At 68.1% G+C, this 13,424-nt stretch carries 14 protein-coding genes; 8 read left to right on the top strand and 6 right to left on the bottom strand.

The features are described from left to right. Positions 1-121: 121 nt before the first annotated feature. Positions 122-1,789, bottom strand: coding sequence for an amidohydrolase (locus ACSR87_RS02890; protein ID WP_498529437.1), 1,668 nt, complete (start codon positions 1,787-1,789; stop codon positions 122-124). A 151-nt stretch (positions 1,790-1,940) separates the two neighbouring features. On the opposite strand from ACSR87_RS02890, the gene hmgA reads away from it, so the two are divergent. Together hmgA and ACSR87_RS02880 are read left to right on the top strand one after the other, a co-directional pair. Beyond that, a complete protein-coding gene (gene hmgA, locus ACSR87_RS02885) occupies positions 1,941-3,152 on the top strand; it encodes a hydroxymethylglutaryl-CoA reductase (NADPH) (protein ID WP_498529436.1) in 1,212 nt (403 codons plus the stop codon). Between the two features lie 209 nt (positions 3,153-3,361). Beyond that, positions 3,362-3,511, top strand: coding sequence for a hypothetical protein (locus ACSR87_RS02880; RefSeq protein WP_167344103.1), 150 nt, complete (start codon positions 3,362-3,364; stop codon positions 3,509-3,511). 50 nt (positions 3,512-3,561) lie between these two features. Here ACSR87_RS02880 and ACSR87_RS02875 read toward each other — a convergent pair whose 3' ends face one another. Further along, positions 3,562-4,101, bottom strand: coding sequence for a DUF5817 domain-containing protein (locus ACSR87_RS02875; protein ID WP_498529435.1), 540 nt, complete (start codon positions 4,099-4,101; stop codon positions 3,562-3,564). A 140-nt stretch (positions 4,102-4,241) separates the two neighbouring features. On the opposite strand from ACSR87_RS02875, the gene ACSR87_RS02870 reads away from it, so the two are divergent. From ACSR87_RS02870 to ACSR87_RS02860, 3 genes are all read left to right on the top strand, one after another. Then, positions 4,242-4,586: a cupin domain-containing protein gene (locus tag ACSR87_RS02870; RefSeq protein ID WP_498529434.1), complete on the top strand. Its 345-nt coding sequence runs from the start codon at positions 4,242-4,244 to the stop codon at positions 4,584-4,586. A gap of 243 nt (positions 4,587-4,829) precedes the next feature. Then, positions 4,830-5,333: a DUF2238 domain-containing protein gene (locus ACSR87_RS02865; RefSeq protein WP_008575884.1), complete on the top strand. Its 504-nt coding sequence runs from the start codon at positions 4,830-4,832 to the stop codon at positions 5,331-5,333. A gap of 183 nt (positions 5,334-5,516) precedes the next feature. After that, positions 5,517-5,972 carry a DUF2238 domain-containing protein gene (locus tag ACSR87_RS02860; protein WP_008575886.1) on the top strand — a complete coding sequence of 152 codons (456 nt, stop codon included), beginning with the start codon at positions 5,517-5,519 and terminating at the stop codon, positions 5,970-5,972. Positions 5,973-6,024: 52 nt separating this feature from the next. On the opposite strand, the gene icd is transcribed toward ACSR87_RS02860, so the two are convergent. Further along, the gene (gene icd, locus ACSR87_RS02855) at positions 6,025-7,284 is read right to left on the bottom strand and encodes an isocitrate dehydrogenase (NADP(+)) (RefSeq protein WP_498529433.1); all 1,260 of its coding nucleotides are present in this window, start codon (positions 7,282-7,284) and stop codon (positions 6,025-6,027) included. A gap of 118 nt (positions 7,285-7,402) precedes the next feature. Between icd and ACSR87_RS02850 the strand changes: the two genes are divergently transcribed. From ACSR87_RS02850 to ACSR87_RS02840, 3 genes are all read left to right on the top strand, one after another. Continuing rightward, a complete protein-coding gene (locus ACSR87_RS02850; protein ID WP_498529432.1) occupies positions 7,403-8,422 on the top strand; it encodes an isoaspartyl peptidase/L-asparaginase in 1,020 nt (339 codons plus the stop codon). 85 nt (positions 8,423-8,507) lie between these two features. Next, positions 8,508-9,443, top strand: a complete 936-nt coding sequence (locus tag ACSR87_RS02845) for an oxidoreductase (protein WP_498529431.1) — start codon at positions 8,508-8,510, stop codon at positions 9,441-9,443. A 111-nt stretch (positions 9,444-9,554) separates the two neighbouring features. After that, positions 9,555-9,983 carry a DUF7522 family protein gene (locus tag ACSR87_RS02840; RefSeq protein WP_498529430.1) on the top strand — a complete coding sequence of 143 codons (429 nt, stop codon included), beginning with the start codon at positions 9,555-9,557 and terminating at the stop codon, positions 9,981-9,983. A gap of 65 nt (positions 9,984-10,048) precedes the next feature. Here the strand turns inward: ACSR87_RS02840 and ACSR87_RS02835 are convergent, their stop codons facing one another. The 3 genes from ACSR87_RS02835 to ACSR87_RS02825 form a co-directional block, all read right to left on the bottom strand. Then, the gene (locus ACSR87_RS02835; protein WP_498529429.1) at positions 10,049-10,681 is read right to left on the bottom strand and encodes a DsbA family oxidoreductase; all 633 of its coding nucleotides are present in this window, start codon (positions 10,679-10,681) and stop codon (positions 10,049-10,051) included. 129 nt (positions 10,682-10,810) lie between these two features. Next, on the bottom strand, positions 10,811-12,622 hold the full coding sequence (locus ACSR87_RS02830) for a formate/nitrite transporter family protein (RefSeq protein ID WP_498529428.1): 1,812 nt from the start codon (positions 12,620-12,622) through the stop codon (positions 10,811-10,813). Between the two features lie 131 nt (positions 12,623-12,753). After that, positions 12,754-13,395: a dienelactone hydrolase family protein gene (locus tag ACSR87_RS02825; protein ID WP_498529427.1), complete on the bottom strand. Its 642-nt coding sequence runs from the start codon at positions 13,393-13,395 to the stop codon at positions 12,754-12,756. Positions 13,396-13,424: the final 29 nt, after the last annotated feature.

Below are 13,424 nucleotides of genomic sequence, written 5' to 3'. Positions count from 1 at the left end.
ACAATACTGATTCGCCGGTGGTAAATGCACCTGATGAGCCATTAGAATTCGAACACGGTCGTTACCCGTCCGAAGAATAATTTTATTCAAAAGTACACCGCCGTCGGTGGCGATTACCCGTTCAGTCGCGTTCGAAGACGACGCGACCGTCCACGACGGTCATCGAGACGGCGATGTCCCGAATCGAGTCGGCCTCCCACGGCGACTCGTCGAGGACGACGAGGTCGGCGGCGTTCCCGACCGCGACGGTCCCCAGTCGGTCCTCGTCGAAGCCGGCGACCGCCGCGCCGGAGGTGTACGCCCGAAGCGCCTCGGTGACGGTGAGCGACTGGTCGGGGTTCGGGTGGTCGGTGGCGAGGTCGACGCCGAGAAGCGGCCCGAGGGGCATGCAGTCGCTCCCGAACGCGAGGTCCACGCCCGCGTCGAGCAGGTCGCGGTAGCGGTTGGTCCGCAGGCGTCGCTCGCCGAGCCGGGCGTCGTAGAGGCCACCCTCGTCGGCCCACTTCAGGAAGTTCGGCTGGACCGAGGCGACGACGCCAGACTCGGCGAACCGCTCGATTGCCTCGTCGGACGCGAGTTCGACGTGTTCGACCCGGTGGCGGGCCGCGCCGGGGTCGTCGGTCGCCTCGTACGCGCCGAGCACCGCGTCGATGGCCGCGTCACCGATGGCGTGTGCGGTGAGCTGATACCCCGACTCGTCCGCGTCGGCGACGAGGTCGCGGAGGTCCTCGGGGGCGACGACCCACTGGCCCGTCTCGTCGTCGGCCGCGTCGGGGTCGGCCGCGGCGTCGGCGTAGGGTTCGGTGAGCTTCGCGGTCCGCCCGCCGAAACTCCCGTCGGTGAACGTCTTTATCCCGCCGACGGTGACGAGGCCGCCGCGGCTTCCGCCCCCGTGGTTCGTCCGCAGGCCGACCTCGCGGAGCGCGTCGAGGTGGTCGGACCAGTAGTTGATGCGGACGCGGAGCGCCAGTTCGCCGGCCTCGTCGAGGTCGCGGTAGACCTCGGGCGCGCGTGAGCCCCGGACCATGTCGTGGACGCCGGTGACGCCGCGGGCGGTCGCGTACGACTGCGCCGCGCGGACGAGGTCCGTCATCTCCTCGCGGCCCGGCTCGGTCGCCTCGCGGAGCACGTCGACCGCGCCTTCGACCACGACGCCCGTCGGCTTGCCGGCGGTGTCGGCGTCATCGTCGCCGCCGTCATCGGCGTCTCCGTCTTCGGCGGTCTGCACGCCCTCGTCGGGCATCTCGTCGGCGTAGCGGTCGAGGACGACCGAGTTGACGCCGGCGGTGTGGAGGTCCTCGCGGAAGGCGACCACGGGACGCGACTCGGAGACGGCGTCGAGGTCGTCGCGGGTGAGGTATCGAGAGTCGTCCCACGTGCTCTCGTCGTAGCCGTAGCCGAGCACCCAGTCGGTCCCGCCGTCGCCGCCGGTCTCGTTGTCGTCGACTCCGTCGCCATCAGCTCCGTTTTCGCGTTCGACCTCGGCGGCGCGCTCGCGGAGCAGTTCGACCGCCTCCGCCGGGGAGTCGGCGGCCGAGAGGTCGGCGTGGACGAGCGAGCGGCCGACCATCGGGAGGTGCGTGTGGGCGTCGATGAAGCCGGGGAGGACGACGCGGCCGCCGCAGTCGACGACCCGCGTCTCGACGCCGGCGAGCAGTTCCACGTCGAACGCGCGGCCGACGCGGACGACCTCACCGTCGCGGACGGCGACGGCTTCGTGCGTCTCGTCGGGCGACCCGAGGGTGTGTACCTCCGCGTTCGTCAGTACGAGGTCCGCTGCCGCGGTCATACGTTCGACGCCGACGCGGGAGGGCAAAACGGTTCGGGAGGCGGCGGGGTGGCCGGGCGGCGGTCGGTCGTCGCGGGTGGCGCCGGCCGGGTCGGTGGCGGCCGTTGGAAGAACCGGAACGCGTTAGGGCCGGCGCGGGAAACGTCGGAGCATGACAGACGCCGCGTCCCTCGCAGACCGCGTTCGGGAGGGCGACCTCCGCCTCCACGAACTCGAAGCGCACGCCGACGCCGACACCGCCGCCGAGGCGCGCCGACTGCTCGTCGAATCGCAGTCCGGCGCGTCGCTCGACGCGGTCGGGAACTACGGCTTCCCCGCCGAGGCCGCCGAGTCGGCCATCGAGAACATGGTCGGCGCGATTCAGGTGCCGATGGGCGTCGCCGGCCCCGTCAGCGTCGACGGCGGCTCCGTCGCCGGCGAGAAGTACCTCCCGCTCGCGACCACCGAGGGCGCGCTTCTCGCGTCGGTCAACCGCGGCTGTTCGGTCATCAACAGCGCCGGCGGCGCGACCGCCCGTGTCCTCAAGTCCGGGATGACCCGCGCGCCGGTGTTCCGCGTCGCCGACGTGGCCGAGGCCGAGGCGCTCGTCTCGTGGACCCGCGACAACTTCGCGGCGCTGAAGGAGGCCGCCGAGGAGACGACGAACCACGGCGAACTCCTCGACGTAACGCCGTACGTCGTCGGCAACTCGGTCTACCTGCGGTTCCGCTACGACACCAAGGACGCGATGGGGATGAACATGGCAACCATCGCCACCGAGGCCGCCTCGGGCGTCGTCGAAGCCGAGACGACCGCCTCGCTCGTCGCCCTCTCGGGCAACCTCTGTACCGACAAGAAGCCCGCCGCCATCAACGCCGTCGAGGGGCGCGGCCGGAGCGTCACCGCCGACGTTCGCATCCCGCGCGAGGTGGTCGAAGAACGCCTGCACACCACGCCCGAAGCGGTCGCGGAGCTCAACACCCGAAAGAACCTGGTCGGCTCCGCGAAGGCCGCGAGCCTCGGGTTCAACGCCCACGTCGCCAACGTCGTCGCCGCGATGTTCCTCGCCACCGGACAGGACGAGGCGCAGGTCGTCGAGGGCGCGAACGCCATCACGACCGCCGAGGTGCAGGACGGCGACCTCTACGTCTCGGTCTCCATCGCCTCCCTCGAAGTCGGCACCGTCGGCGGCGGGACGAAACTCCCGACGCAGTCCGAGGGCCTCGACATCCTCGGCGTCAGCGGCGGCGGCGACCCCGCCGGCTCCAACGCCGACGCCCTCGCGGAATGCATCGCCGTCGGCTCCCTCGCGGGCGAACTCTCCCTTCTCTCTGCGCTCGCCTCGCGGCATCTCTCCAGCGCCCACGCCGAACTCGGCCGATAACTCGAACGGTTTTAGTTTCACCACCACCGGAACTGGCTGAATTGCTTTTCTTCGCGTCTCTCCGGCCTGTCCTAGTAGATTCGCTCGTCACTCTCCACTTTCACTTTCACTCCGCGCCCGTGGCTCGCGTTTATTCCGGTTCCGCGGAAACGATGAAAATGCGTCCGTCGGGGAGCACCCGCGGGCGTGTCCACACCCTATCCCCTCCCATGCCACTCCTCACACGCGGTACCGACCCCGAATCGCCCGACGAGTACGACGACGCGCGGCGGGTGGCGCTCGCGCTCAGGCTGGTGAAGCTCGCACTCGGCGTCGTCGCCTCCGCGCTGACCGTGGCGAAGCTCCTCGGCGCGCTCTGAGGTGCTCGCGCTCGCGGACCCGTTGGCCGGTCGCTCGCCCGCGCCGAATCTCAGACCAGTCGGTGTCGCCCGCGCGACTCGGACACTTCGCCGCGCCGCCGGAGTTTGTCGAGCAGGTCGCGGGCGCGGTCCGCCGGGACGCCCCGTTCGACCGCGGCCGCGACGATTTCCTCTTCGGTCGGCCGGTCGCCGTCCCGTATCGCCTCGCGGACGACCGTCAGGCGGTCTGGCGACCCCGACGACGAGTCTCGCCCCCGCGCGGCGGCCTCGCCCGCCTCGAACACCTCGTCGGCGTCGAGCCCCGAGCCTTCGAGGTACTCGCGGTCGTCGATACCCGACTCCTCGACTCGCCGGTCGAGTTCCGAGACGTGTTCGACCTGCGCGAACGCCTCGCTGTCGCCGTGTTTCTTCGCCAACAGCGCCGACCGCGCCTGTCGCGCGGCGTCCCTGTCGTCGGACTCGAAGAAGCGCCGGAGCTTCTTCGTCTGGTGTCGCCTGCCGCACCGCGGGCACGTCGCCGTCTTCGACCCGTCGGGGTCCGAAAGCAGCCACATGTTCGCGCAGTCCGTACACCCCACGACCGCGTACATACGTCGGTGTTCCGCGGCGGCGGATTTGAACGTTCGGGAGCACGAGCGACCGCGGACCCCGACGCGGTGCCGACCCCCGCGGAGTCTCCCCGGCGGCGTCTCCCCAGCGGATTTATCTTCGCTCCCCGTGGCGTGTCACCATGGACCGAGTTTCTGTCGACGACGCGCCGTCCGCCGAGGCGGCCGACAACGTGTTCCTCTCGCTCCTCGCGGGCGGCGAGGAGATGAACGTCCAACACTTCCGCATCGAACCTGGCGCGGCGGTCCCGGTGCACGACCACCCCCACGAGCAGGTCGGCTACATCGTCGCCGGCGAACTGACGTTCCTCGTCGGCGACGACCGCGAGGAACTCGTCGTCGGCCCCGGCGATTCCTACTCGCTCGCGGGCGGCGAACCCCACGGCGCGGAGAACCGCGGCGACGAGACCGTCGTCGGCATCGACGTGTTCTCGCCGCCGCGGGCCAACCCGCCGTGGCTGGACTGAGCCGAGCGCGAACCGCCACCCGGGCTAGAATCTCCGTGCGGTGCGTTTCGGAGGTTTGGAGCCTCTCGAACGAGTGGCTTGGGTCGGCTCAGCCACGACGTGTAAGGAGAAAGCATTTATCAACCCCGTGTCATCACTCAGTAGACGGTAGTCCCTAACTATGCCCTCCCCACGCGTACTCTCACCATGGACAACGTACGGCGCGCCGAACACCCCGGTCAGCACGTCGAGCAGCGGGCAACGATGAGCCACTCGAAGCTCGCGCGCGAGCCGTGGCTGTGGGCGTTCGTCGGCGTCTGGGCCGCGGTCGTCAGCGCGCTCCACTTCGGCGGGCTCGCGTACGACATCTACACGCGCATCTGGTGGTGGGACGTGCTCACCCACTCCCTTTCGGGCTTCGGCGTCGCGGGCGTGTTGTTCCTCGTGTTCCCGCAGACGTTCCGCGGCCCTCGCGCCCCGGCGGTCGTCGCGGCCACCCTCCTCGCCATCGGCGCGGGATTCGAAGTGTACGAGTACCTGTTCAAGGACTTCTGGTGGGGCTGGTCGATGGCCTACTACGCCGAAGACACCGCGATAGACCTCGTGGTCAACGTGGCCGGCGGCCTCGGCTTTTTCGCCTTCGTCGAAGGTATCTTCTGGTCGCGGGGGCAGGCGGACGCCCGCCGCGGCGACTCGCCGCCGCGCTCAACTCACGTCCGCTCGGACGGCGGCGAGTCGCCGGACGACGACCGCCGCTCGAACCGCTGACTCGACTGCGGTGCCCCCGTCGGCGGGGTTAATTTAACCCCAAACGTGTTGCTCCGTCGAGATAACGTACATATCGATGATGTCCTATCTCTCGTCTATGCGTCCGCTCGCAGGAGATACGGCACAGCACCCCGCCACCGCAGTCGACCCGCCCCGCCTACCGCCCCGTCTACCGACCCGCGCATGCTGAGACGAACGTTGAACGAGACGGTGTTGGCCGGCTGGGAAGAACGCCCCCGAGAGATGGCTGCCGTCGCCGTGTTCGGGAGCGTCGTCACCGTGACGCACTTCACGAGCATGGCGCTGTTTCTCTACACGCGCATCTGGTGGTGGGACATTCTCGTCCACGCCGCCTCCGGGTTCGGCGTCGCGGCGATTCTCTACGTCCTCAATCCCCGCCTGCTCCACTCGCGGCTCGCGCTCCTCGTCGTCCTCCCGATGGCCGTCGCCGCAATCGGGACGTGGTTCGAGGTGTACGAGCGTCTCTTCACCGGCTTTTGGGTCGAGTGGCCCCGCTCGGTCTACCTGGAAGACACGGCCGTCGATATCGTCGCCGACACCGCCGGCGCGGTCGTCTTCGGCGTCGTCAGACCGCTGTGGAACCGGATTCGCCGCTGGCGGGACCCGAATCGACTGTAAGCGGCGCGAAACGAGTGCGGCGTCGGTGCCGCGAGAGAAGTCGTGTGTTCGCTTACGCGAGTTCGTTGATGTTCTCGACGACCTTGTCGGCGTACTCGCTCGTGGCGAGTTTGTTGCCGCCCTCGATCTGGCGTTCGAGGTCGTAGGTCACGTCGCCGTCCGAGATGGTCTTCTCGACGGCGTCGCGGATGAGCTTACCGGCGTCCTTCCAGCCCATGTACTCGAACATGAGACGGCCGGAGAGAATCATCGCGGTCGGGTTGACCTTGTCCTCGCCGGCGTACTTGGGTGCGGAGCCGTGGACGGGCTCTGCGAGACAGAGACCTTCACCGAAGTTCGCACCGGGGGCGATGCCGAGGCCGCCAATCTGCGCGCCGGCGGCGTCGGACATGTAGTCGCCGTTGAGGTTCATCGTGGCGATGACGTCGTAGTCGGCGGTGCGGGTCAGGAGCTGCTGGAGCATGTTGTCCGCGATGCGGTCCTTGACGACGACCTTGTCCTCGGGCTTCTCGCCGTCGTACTCCTCCCAGAGCTCGTCTTCCGTGATGGTGACGTCTCCGAACTCCTCTTCTGCGAGTTCGTAGCCCCAGTCGCGGAACGCGCCCTCGGTGAACTTCATGATGTTACCCTTGTGGACGAGGGTCACGGAGTCGCGGTCGTTTTCGAGGGCGTACTCGATGGCCTCGCGGACGAGGCGCTTCGTCCCGAACTCGGTGATGGGCTTGATGCCGATGCCGACGGGGCCGTCGTGGATGACGTCGTCCGCGCCCATCTCCTCTTCGACGAACTCCTTGACCTGCTGGACCTCGTCGGTGCCGGCTTCCCACTCGATGCCGGCGTAGACGTCTTCGGTGTTCTCGCGGAACGTGACCATATCCATCGCCGAGGGGTTCTTCACGGGCGACGGGACGCCGTCGAGGTGGTAGGTCGGGCGGACGTTCGCGTAGAGGTCGAGCTTCTTACGGAGCGCGACGTTGAGCGAGCGGAAGCCGGCGCCGACGGGCGTCGTGAGCGGGCCCTTGATGGCGACGCGGTGGTTGCGAATGGCGCTTACCGTGTCTTCCGGGAGGTTCTCGTCGTACTTGTCGCGGGCGGACGAACCGGCGTAGACGCGCATCCAAGAGACAGAGCGGCCGGTCGCCTCGGCGGCGGCGTCGAGGACCTTCTGTGCGGCGGGGCCGACGTCCGTTCCGATTCCGTCGCCGTGGATGATCGGAATAATCGGATTGTCGGGGACGGAGAGCTCGCCCGTCTCCTCGTCGACCGTGATTTTCTCGCCGTCGTCCGGAACCTCAATCTGGTCGTAGCTCATGAACATTTTGGGTTTTCCAGTGCGGTGTAAAAGTCCTGCCGTTATCGACGGCGAACTGCAAGTATCGCTCCATTCGGCGGTCGATACGTTTACACCCGCGCTCGGGAGACACTCGCGTATGCGAATTATCCTTCACGGCGGGGCCGGCGGCATCCCCGGCGAACCGGAGCCCAGACAGGCCGTCTTGGACGACGCGGCCGACGCGGGCGCGAGCGAGTCCGACCCGCTTTCGGCCGTCGAGACCGCGGTTCGAGTCCTCGAATCGGACCGGCGGTTCAACGCCGGCGTCGGCGGCGCGGTCCAGTCCGACGGCGTCGTCCGCACCGACGCGGGCGTCATGCTGAGCGACCGACGCGCCGGCGCGGCCGCCGGCATGGAGGGCGTCGAACACGCCGTCTCCGTCGCGCGGGCGGTCCTCGAAGAGACGCCGCACATCCTCCTGAGCGGTGAGCCGGCGGTCGAGTTCGCCGCCGACGCGGGCGTCGAGACCGGCGTCGACCTCTTCACCGACGAGACCCGCGAGCGCTGGGCGAACGCGGACGCGCCCGAGGGGTCGCCCAGCGAACACCTCGCGTGGCTGGCCGACCGATTCGGCGGTAGCACGAGCGACCCGACGGCCGAGGCGGGCGACGGTTATCTGCCGGCCCGCGAGGAGACCTCAGCAAGCAGTGACCGCTCGGCTCACGACGTTCGCCTGCCCGGTCACGACAATTCTGAGGGAACCTCAGCAAGCAGTGACCGCTCGGCTCACGATGTTCGCCTTCCCGGTCACGACACGGTCGGGGCGGTCGCCACCGACGGCGAGACGTTCGCCTCCGCGACCTCGACCGGCGGCCGCTGGTTCGCTCTCGCCGGTCGCGTCGGCGACGTGCCGCAAATCGGCTCGGGATTCTACGCCTCCCCGGCCGGCGGCGCGTCGACCACGGGAGCGGGCGAAGACATCGCTCGCGTGACGCTCGCGCGCCGCGCCGTCGGCCACCTCGAACGCGGCTGCGACGCCCAGACCGCGGCCGACCTCGCCATCGCGGAGTTCGGTGAACTCACCGGGTCGTCGGCGGGCATCATCCTCCTCGACGACGAGGGCTTCGGCTCGGCGTACAACTCCGACGGGATGCAGACCAGCACCGCGTCGAACTGAGGTCGTCGCGGCCGACGGTGACCGCGTTCCGGTCGCGCTGACCGTCGCCGCCACGGTTTACTCGATTCAGGCCGTTGAATCCCTCATGAGCGATTGGACCGCGGCCGACGTTCCCGACCTCTCCGGGAAGACCGTCGTCGTCACCGGCGCGAACAGCGGTCTCGGCTTCGAGGCGACGCGCGCCTTCGCCGAGAAGGGCGCGCACGTCGTCATGGCCTGCCGAAGCCTCGACCGCGGCGCGGACGCGATGACCGACATCCGCGACTCGGTGCCGGCGGCCTCGCTGACGCTCTCGGAACTCGACCTCGCAGACCTCGACTCGGTCCGCCAGTTCGCCGACGAGTTCGCCGCCGAACACGGGTCGCTGCACGTCCTCTGCAACAATGCCGGCGTGATGGCGATTCCCCGGCGGGAGACCGCACAGGGCTTCGAGACGCAGTTCGGCGTCAACCACCTCGGTCACTTCGCCCTGAGCGCCCGTCTGTTCCCGACGCTCCGCGACACGCCCGGCGAGACGCGGCTCGTCACGATGTCGAGCGGCCTCCACGAGCGCGGCCGGATGGAGTTCGACGACCTGCAAGGCGAACGCGACTACGACGAGTGGGACGCCTACGCCCAGAGCAAGCTCTCGAACCTGCTTTTCGCGTTCGAACTCGACCGCCGGCTGACCGCCGCGGGCATCGACGACGTGCTGAGCGTGGGCGCGCACCCCGGGTACGCGGCCACGAACCTCCAGTTCCGCGGCCCCGAGGCGTCCGGGTCGACGCTCCGGTACTGGCTGAGCAAGCTCGGTAACGCGATATTCGCCCAGTCGGCCGCGATGGGCGCGCTCCCGCTTCTGTACGCCGCGACCTCGCCGGCCGTCGAAAGCGGGGAGTACGTCGGCCCGCAGGGGCTGTTCGGCATGCGCGGCACCCCCGGCATCGCGGAACCGAGCGACCGCGCCAGAGACCCCGAGACCGCCGCCCGGCTCTGGGACGTGTCGGAGGAGCTCACCGACACGCGGTTCCGACTGGCCTGACCACGAGCCGCCTCGGACGAGCGGGAGGGGCGGGACGGTCGTGAGAGGGCGGTGGCATCGGCCGTGCCGGGAGGCGAGACGGCCAAATACTGCGGCGTGCTATCTACGCCCGTGACCGAATCAACGCCGACAATCACCGGGGGCGTCGCCGACGCAATCGTCTCCACCTGCCGAACGACCCTCGGGGACTCCCTGCGGAGCGTCGTTCACTTCACCCGCGACGACTTCGACGTGCTGTACGTCCGACGGGACCTCTACGGCGGCGACGAGGCCGCGGCGCGCGCCGCCACATCCGAACTCGTCGAGAGCGAGCGCACCGGATTCGGCCCGCGAGAGACCTACAACGCCGACGGGAGCGTTGCGACCCCCGACTTCGGCGAGTACGAGTTCACGCTCCGCGTCTTCTCGGACGGCTTCGTCGGCCGCGTCGTGGGCGGCGACCGCGGCGTCATCGTCACCACCGACGAACTCGAACTCTCGGAGTTCGAGGAGATGGAAGTCGCGCTCCGCCGGATGCTCGAAACGACCACCGCCGGGTGAATCGACTCGCCGGCGGGCGCGACGACTCTTCGAGCGCCGTCGGTCTCGGTTCCCGCTCGTCCGGTCTACGTTCCTTCGACGAGTCGCTCTAGTTGCTCCGGCGGCACCGCTCCTCGCGCGGCGTAGCCCTCGTACGCGAACGTTGGGACGCCGGTGACGCCGTGCTGCTGGGCCTCGCTGAATCGTTCGCGCACTTCGGCCCGAAGCGTTTCGTCGTCGAGCGCGGACGCGACTTCCTCGCCGTCGATGCCCGCCGATTCGGCGAGTTCGACGAGCACCGCCTCGTCGCCGATGTCTTTGCCGTCCTGCCAGAGCGCCTCGAAAACCGACTCGTCGAACGCGAGCCACGTCTCGTAGTCGGCGTGTCCCTTCAGGTAGTACGAGACGATTTGCGCCGGCAGCGAGTCAACGTCGGTCCCGAGGTCAAGCGTCATCTCGACATCGTACCGTTCTTGTAACCGACGGACCCCCTGCTTCGCTTGCTCGTAGTAGTCTTCGTCTTTGCCGTCATCGACCGAGAAGTCGATGCTTCCATCGGGGCGACGCTTCTGACTCCGCAGGTCGAACGGGTGCCAGTCGATATCGAGCTCCTCGTCTCTCGTCTCTTGATACTGCGACAGGGACTGTCTTCCGAGGTAACAGAAGGGACACACGTAGTCCGAGTAGACCGTTATCGTCTGGTCGGCGTCTGAACTCATGCGTATTTGTCTCTCCTACGGTTACAAAAACGGCGCGGTCGCCGGCGACACGTTCGGATACCGTCGCGACTGATACCGTCGCGACTGAGAGCAGGGCGGAAGCGCCCGCGAGGAGAGAATCCGACCGACTCAGCGTCCGAACAGACGCTGTCTGAGGCTTCGTTCGGTGGCGCGCTCCACCAAGAGAACCGAGTGGTCGGTGTCGTTGACCGCGTCGAGGTGCAACGAGTCGGTCAGAAGTCGAGTGAGGAGACCCCGTTCGGTCGCGCCCATCAGCACCATCGAGTGGCTGTCGGCCCGGTCCGTGATGGCTCGTTCGATGTCGCCGGTGTCGTCGACGATCCGCGTCGCGTCCTGAAGGTCGTGTTCGGTCGCCCAGTCGGAGAGGAACGCCTCGCCCCGTTCGCGCTCGTCCGGACCGTTGACGACGTGGAGGAGCGTCACCTCCGACCCGACGACCGAGCGGAGGGATTTCGCGACCTCGGCGCTGAGCGCCGAGTGGGGACTATCGACCGTCGGCAAGAGGAGTCGACTGGTGTCGTAGTTCCGGTCGTTGAGGACGAGGAAATCACAGGGCAGGCGACTCGTCAACTCGCTCATCGTCCGTTCTGCACGCCCTCCCGACCAGATTCGGTCGTTGCTCCAGCCCATGACGACGAGGTCGGCGTCTTTGCGGCTGGCGACGGTGAATATCTCCTCGAACGAGCGGTGTGAGACGACCGTCGACGTCCGGGCTTCGATGTCGTAGCCGGCGACGCGTTCGCGGGCGTCTTCGAGCTGTTCGTTGGAGTGTGCGATAATCCGTTGGTTCTGTGCGGCACCGTAGCGTTGCGAGACGCGCGAGGGAACTTGCACCACGTGGACGATATCGACGATGGCGTCTTCTTTCGACTTCGCGAGCGCACAGGCGAGTTCGACGACGTGCGACTCGGTCCGCGGGTTCGAGATGGGTACGACGACCCGGTAGGAGTCCGTGTAGTCGTCGGTTCCCTCTTCGGTCTCGATGAGCGGGACGTACGACCGACCGGCGAGTCCGCCCAGCGCCCACTCACGAATCGAAAGCTGGCGTTTCGCGCCCTCGAAACGAGCGGATTCTAACCGGTTTTCCGTCGTCTGGAAGTAGTTGACGACGGTGACGAGGACGACGCCGCCGAAGGTGTTGCCCAACAGCACGGGGATGACGAACTCGGTCAGGCCGACGAGGAACGCCAGCTGGCCGTTCATCACGAGGTAGACCATCTCGGTGTAGGAGACGACGACGTGGAAGAGTCCACCCAGCGGAACCGCGAGGAACGCGAGGTAGACGACGACGAGACGAGAGATGGTGTCGCGGGCGGCGAAGGTGACCCAGACGACGCCGGCGACGATGAGGCCGGCGAACGCGGCCTTGAAGAAGAGACTCCACCATGGCGTCTCGACCCCCTTCTGAGCGAGTTCGAGCGCCGCGCTCGCGGCTTCCGGCGAGAGGACGCCGCCGAAGGCGAGGGCGGCCGCACCGAGCGTCCCGCCGAAGAGGTTCCCCGCGAGGACGACGACCCAGTTACGCAAGAGCGCGGGGATACTGGCCAGCCGCTCAAGCGTCAGCGCGACCGGCGGGAGCGTGTTCTCGGTGTAGAGCTGATAGCCCCCGATAATGATGTAGATGAACCCGAGCGGATAGAGCATCGCGCTTAACACCGGGTCGCCGCCGGTCGACGCTTTCATCGAGACGTAGAGGAGGAACGTAATCGTAATCGCGAACCCCGCGGCGAGGGCGCTGAAGAACAGTTCCCGCGCGCCGGAGGTAATCTCCTCGTCCGCGGCCGCGACGATGCGCTGGAACACCTCGTCGGACGAAAACCGGTCGCGAACCACCGAACCGACCGCCGGCGCACCGCTTCGTGACCGTTCGACGGCCTCGCGAACGGATTCGTCGAGCTCCGTCGACTCGGGGTCTGTCATTGGTGCGGTGGTTTTCGAACAAACCGTTCTAAACGTACCGATTCAGGCCGTCTGCAACAGTTCGGCCGCGTCGGAAGTGGGTAGTCATCTATGCTCTGCGGCCGCGATTTCGGCACCGGTGAGCGACGCGCTCACCCGAGGTGCGTCTCGAACCAGTCGGCGGCGAGGTCGGCCACCGCGTCCAGTTCATCTGGTCCCTCGAACAGGTGGCCCGCGCCGTCGACGACTTCCAGCGACTTCTCGCAGTCGAGTTCCGCGAACGCGTCGCGGTTCAGACTCAACACCGGCTCGTCGGCACCGCCGACGACGAACAGCGTCGGCGCGGTCACGTCACCGAGCCGCGACTCCGCGAGGTCGACGCGCCCGCCGCGGGAGACGACCGCGCCCGCGTCGTCACCGAGGTCGGCCGCCGCGAGGAGCGCCGCCGCCGCGCCGGTGCTCGACCCGAAGTAGCCGTAGTCGAGGTCGGCGGCGGCGTCGCGGCCGCGGAGCCACTCGGTCGCGCCGAGCAGTCGGTCGGTCAGAAGCGGGATGTCGAACCGCGTCTCGTACGTCTCGTCTTCTTCCTCGGTGAGCAGGTCGAACAGGAGCGTCCCGACCCCGCGGTCGCGGATGACCTCGGCGACGAAGTTGTTCCGCGGGCTCTTCCGACTGCTGCCGCTGCCGTGGGCGAACACCACGAGTCCCGACGCGCCGTCCGGAATCCGAAGGTCGCCCTCCAGCACCGCGTCGCCGACGGGTATCGAGACGAGATTCGGCGTCGTGTCGCTCATGCGAGACGATACGTCGGACTGCGGCTTAG

It is taken from the genome of Haloferax sp. SDI50 (assembly GCF_059802635.1).
The sequence above is the reverse complement of the archived record's forward strand: the minus strand, read 5'-3'. Positions and strand labels throughout refer to the sequence as shown.

What these genes read in the sequence shown, in the direction of transcription:
- ACSR87_RS02825 (WP_498529427.1), bottom strand. Translation starts at nt 13,395, where the DNA reads ATGAGCGACACGACGCCGAATCTCGTCTCGATACCCGTCGGCGACGCG.
- ACSR87_RS02865 (WP_008575884.1), top strand. Translation starts at nt 4,830, where the DNA reads ATGAGCCACTCGAAGCTCGCGCGCGAGCCGTGGCTGTGGGCGTTCGTC.
- ACSR87_RS02850 (WP_498529432.1), top strand. Translation starts at nt 7,403, where the DNA reads ATGCGAATTATCCTTCACGGCGGGGCCGGCGGCATCCCCGGCGAACCG.
- ACSR87_RS02835 (WP_498529429.1), bottom strand. Translation starts at nt 10,681, where the DNA reads ATGAGTTCAGACGCCGACCAGACGATAACGGTCTACTCGGACTACGTG.
- hmgA (WP_498529436.1), top strand. Translation starts at nt 1,941, where the DNA reads ATGACAGACGCCGCGTCCCTCGCAGACCGCGTTCGGGAGGGCGACCTC.
- icd (WP_498529433.1), bottom strand. Translation starts at nt 7,284, where the DNA reads ATGAGCTACGACCAGATTGAGGTTCCGGACGACGGCGAGAAAATCACG.
- ACSR87_RS02870 (WP_498529434.1), top strand. Translation starts at nt 4,242, where the DNA reads ATGGACCGAGTTTCTGTCGACGACGCGCCGTCCGCCGAGGCGGCCGAC.
- ACSR87_RS02830 (WP_498529428.1), bottom strand. Translation starts at nt 12,622, where the DNA reads ATGACAGACCCCGAGTCGACGGAGCTCGACGAATCCGTTCGCGAGGCC.
- ACSR87_RS02860 (WP_008575886.1), top strand. Translation starts at nt 5,517, where the DNA reads ATGCTGAGACGAACGTTGAACGAGACGGTGTTGGCCGGCTGGGAAGAA.
- ACSR87_RS02890 (WP_498529437.1), bottom strand. Translation starts at nt 1,789, where the DNA reads ATGACCGCGGCAGCGGACCTCGTACTGACGAACGCGGAGGTACACACC.
- ACSR87_RS02845 (WP_498529431.1), top strand. Translation starts at nt 8,508, where the DNA reads ATGAGCGATTGGACCGCGGCCGACGTTCCCGACCTCTCCGGGAAGACC.
- ACSR87_RS02880 (WP_167344103.1), top strand. Translation starts at nt 3,362, where the DNA reads ATGCCACTCCTCACACGCGGTACCGACCCCGAATCGCCCGACGAGTAC.
- ACSR87_RS02875 (WP_498529435.1), bottom strand. Translation starts at nt 4,101, where the DNA reads ATGTACGCGGTCGTGGGGTGTACGGACTGCGCGAACATGTGGCTGCTT.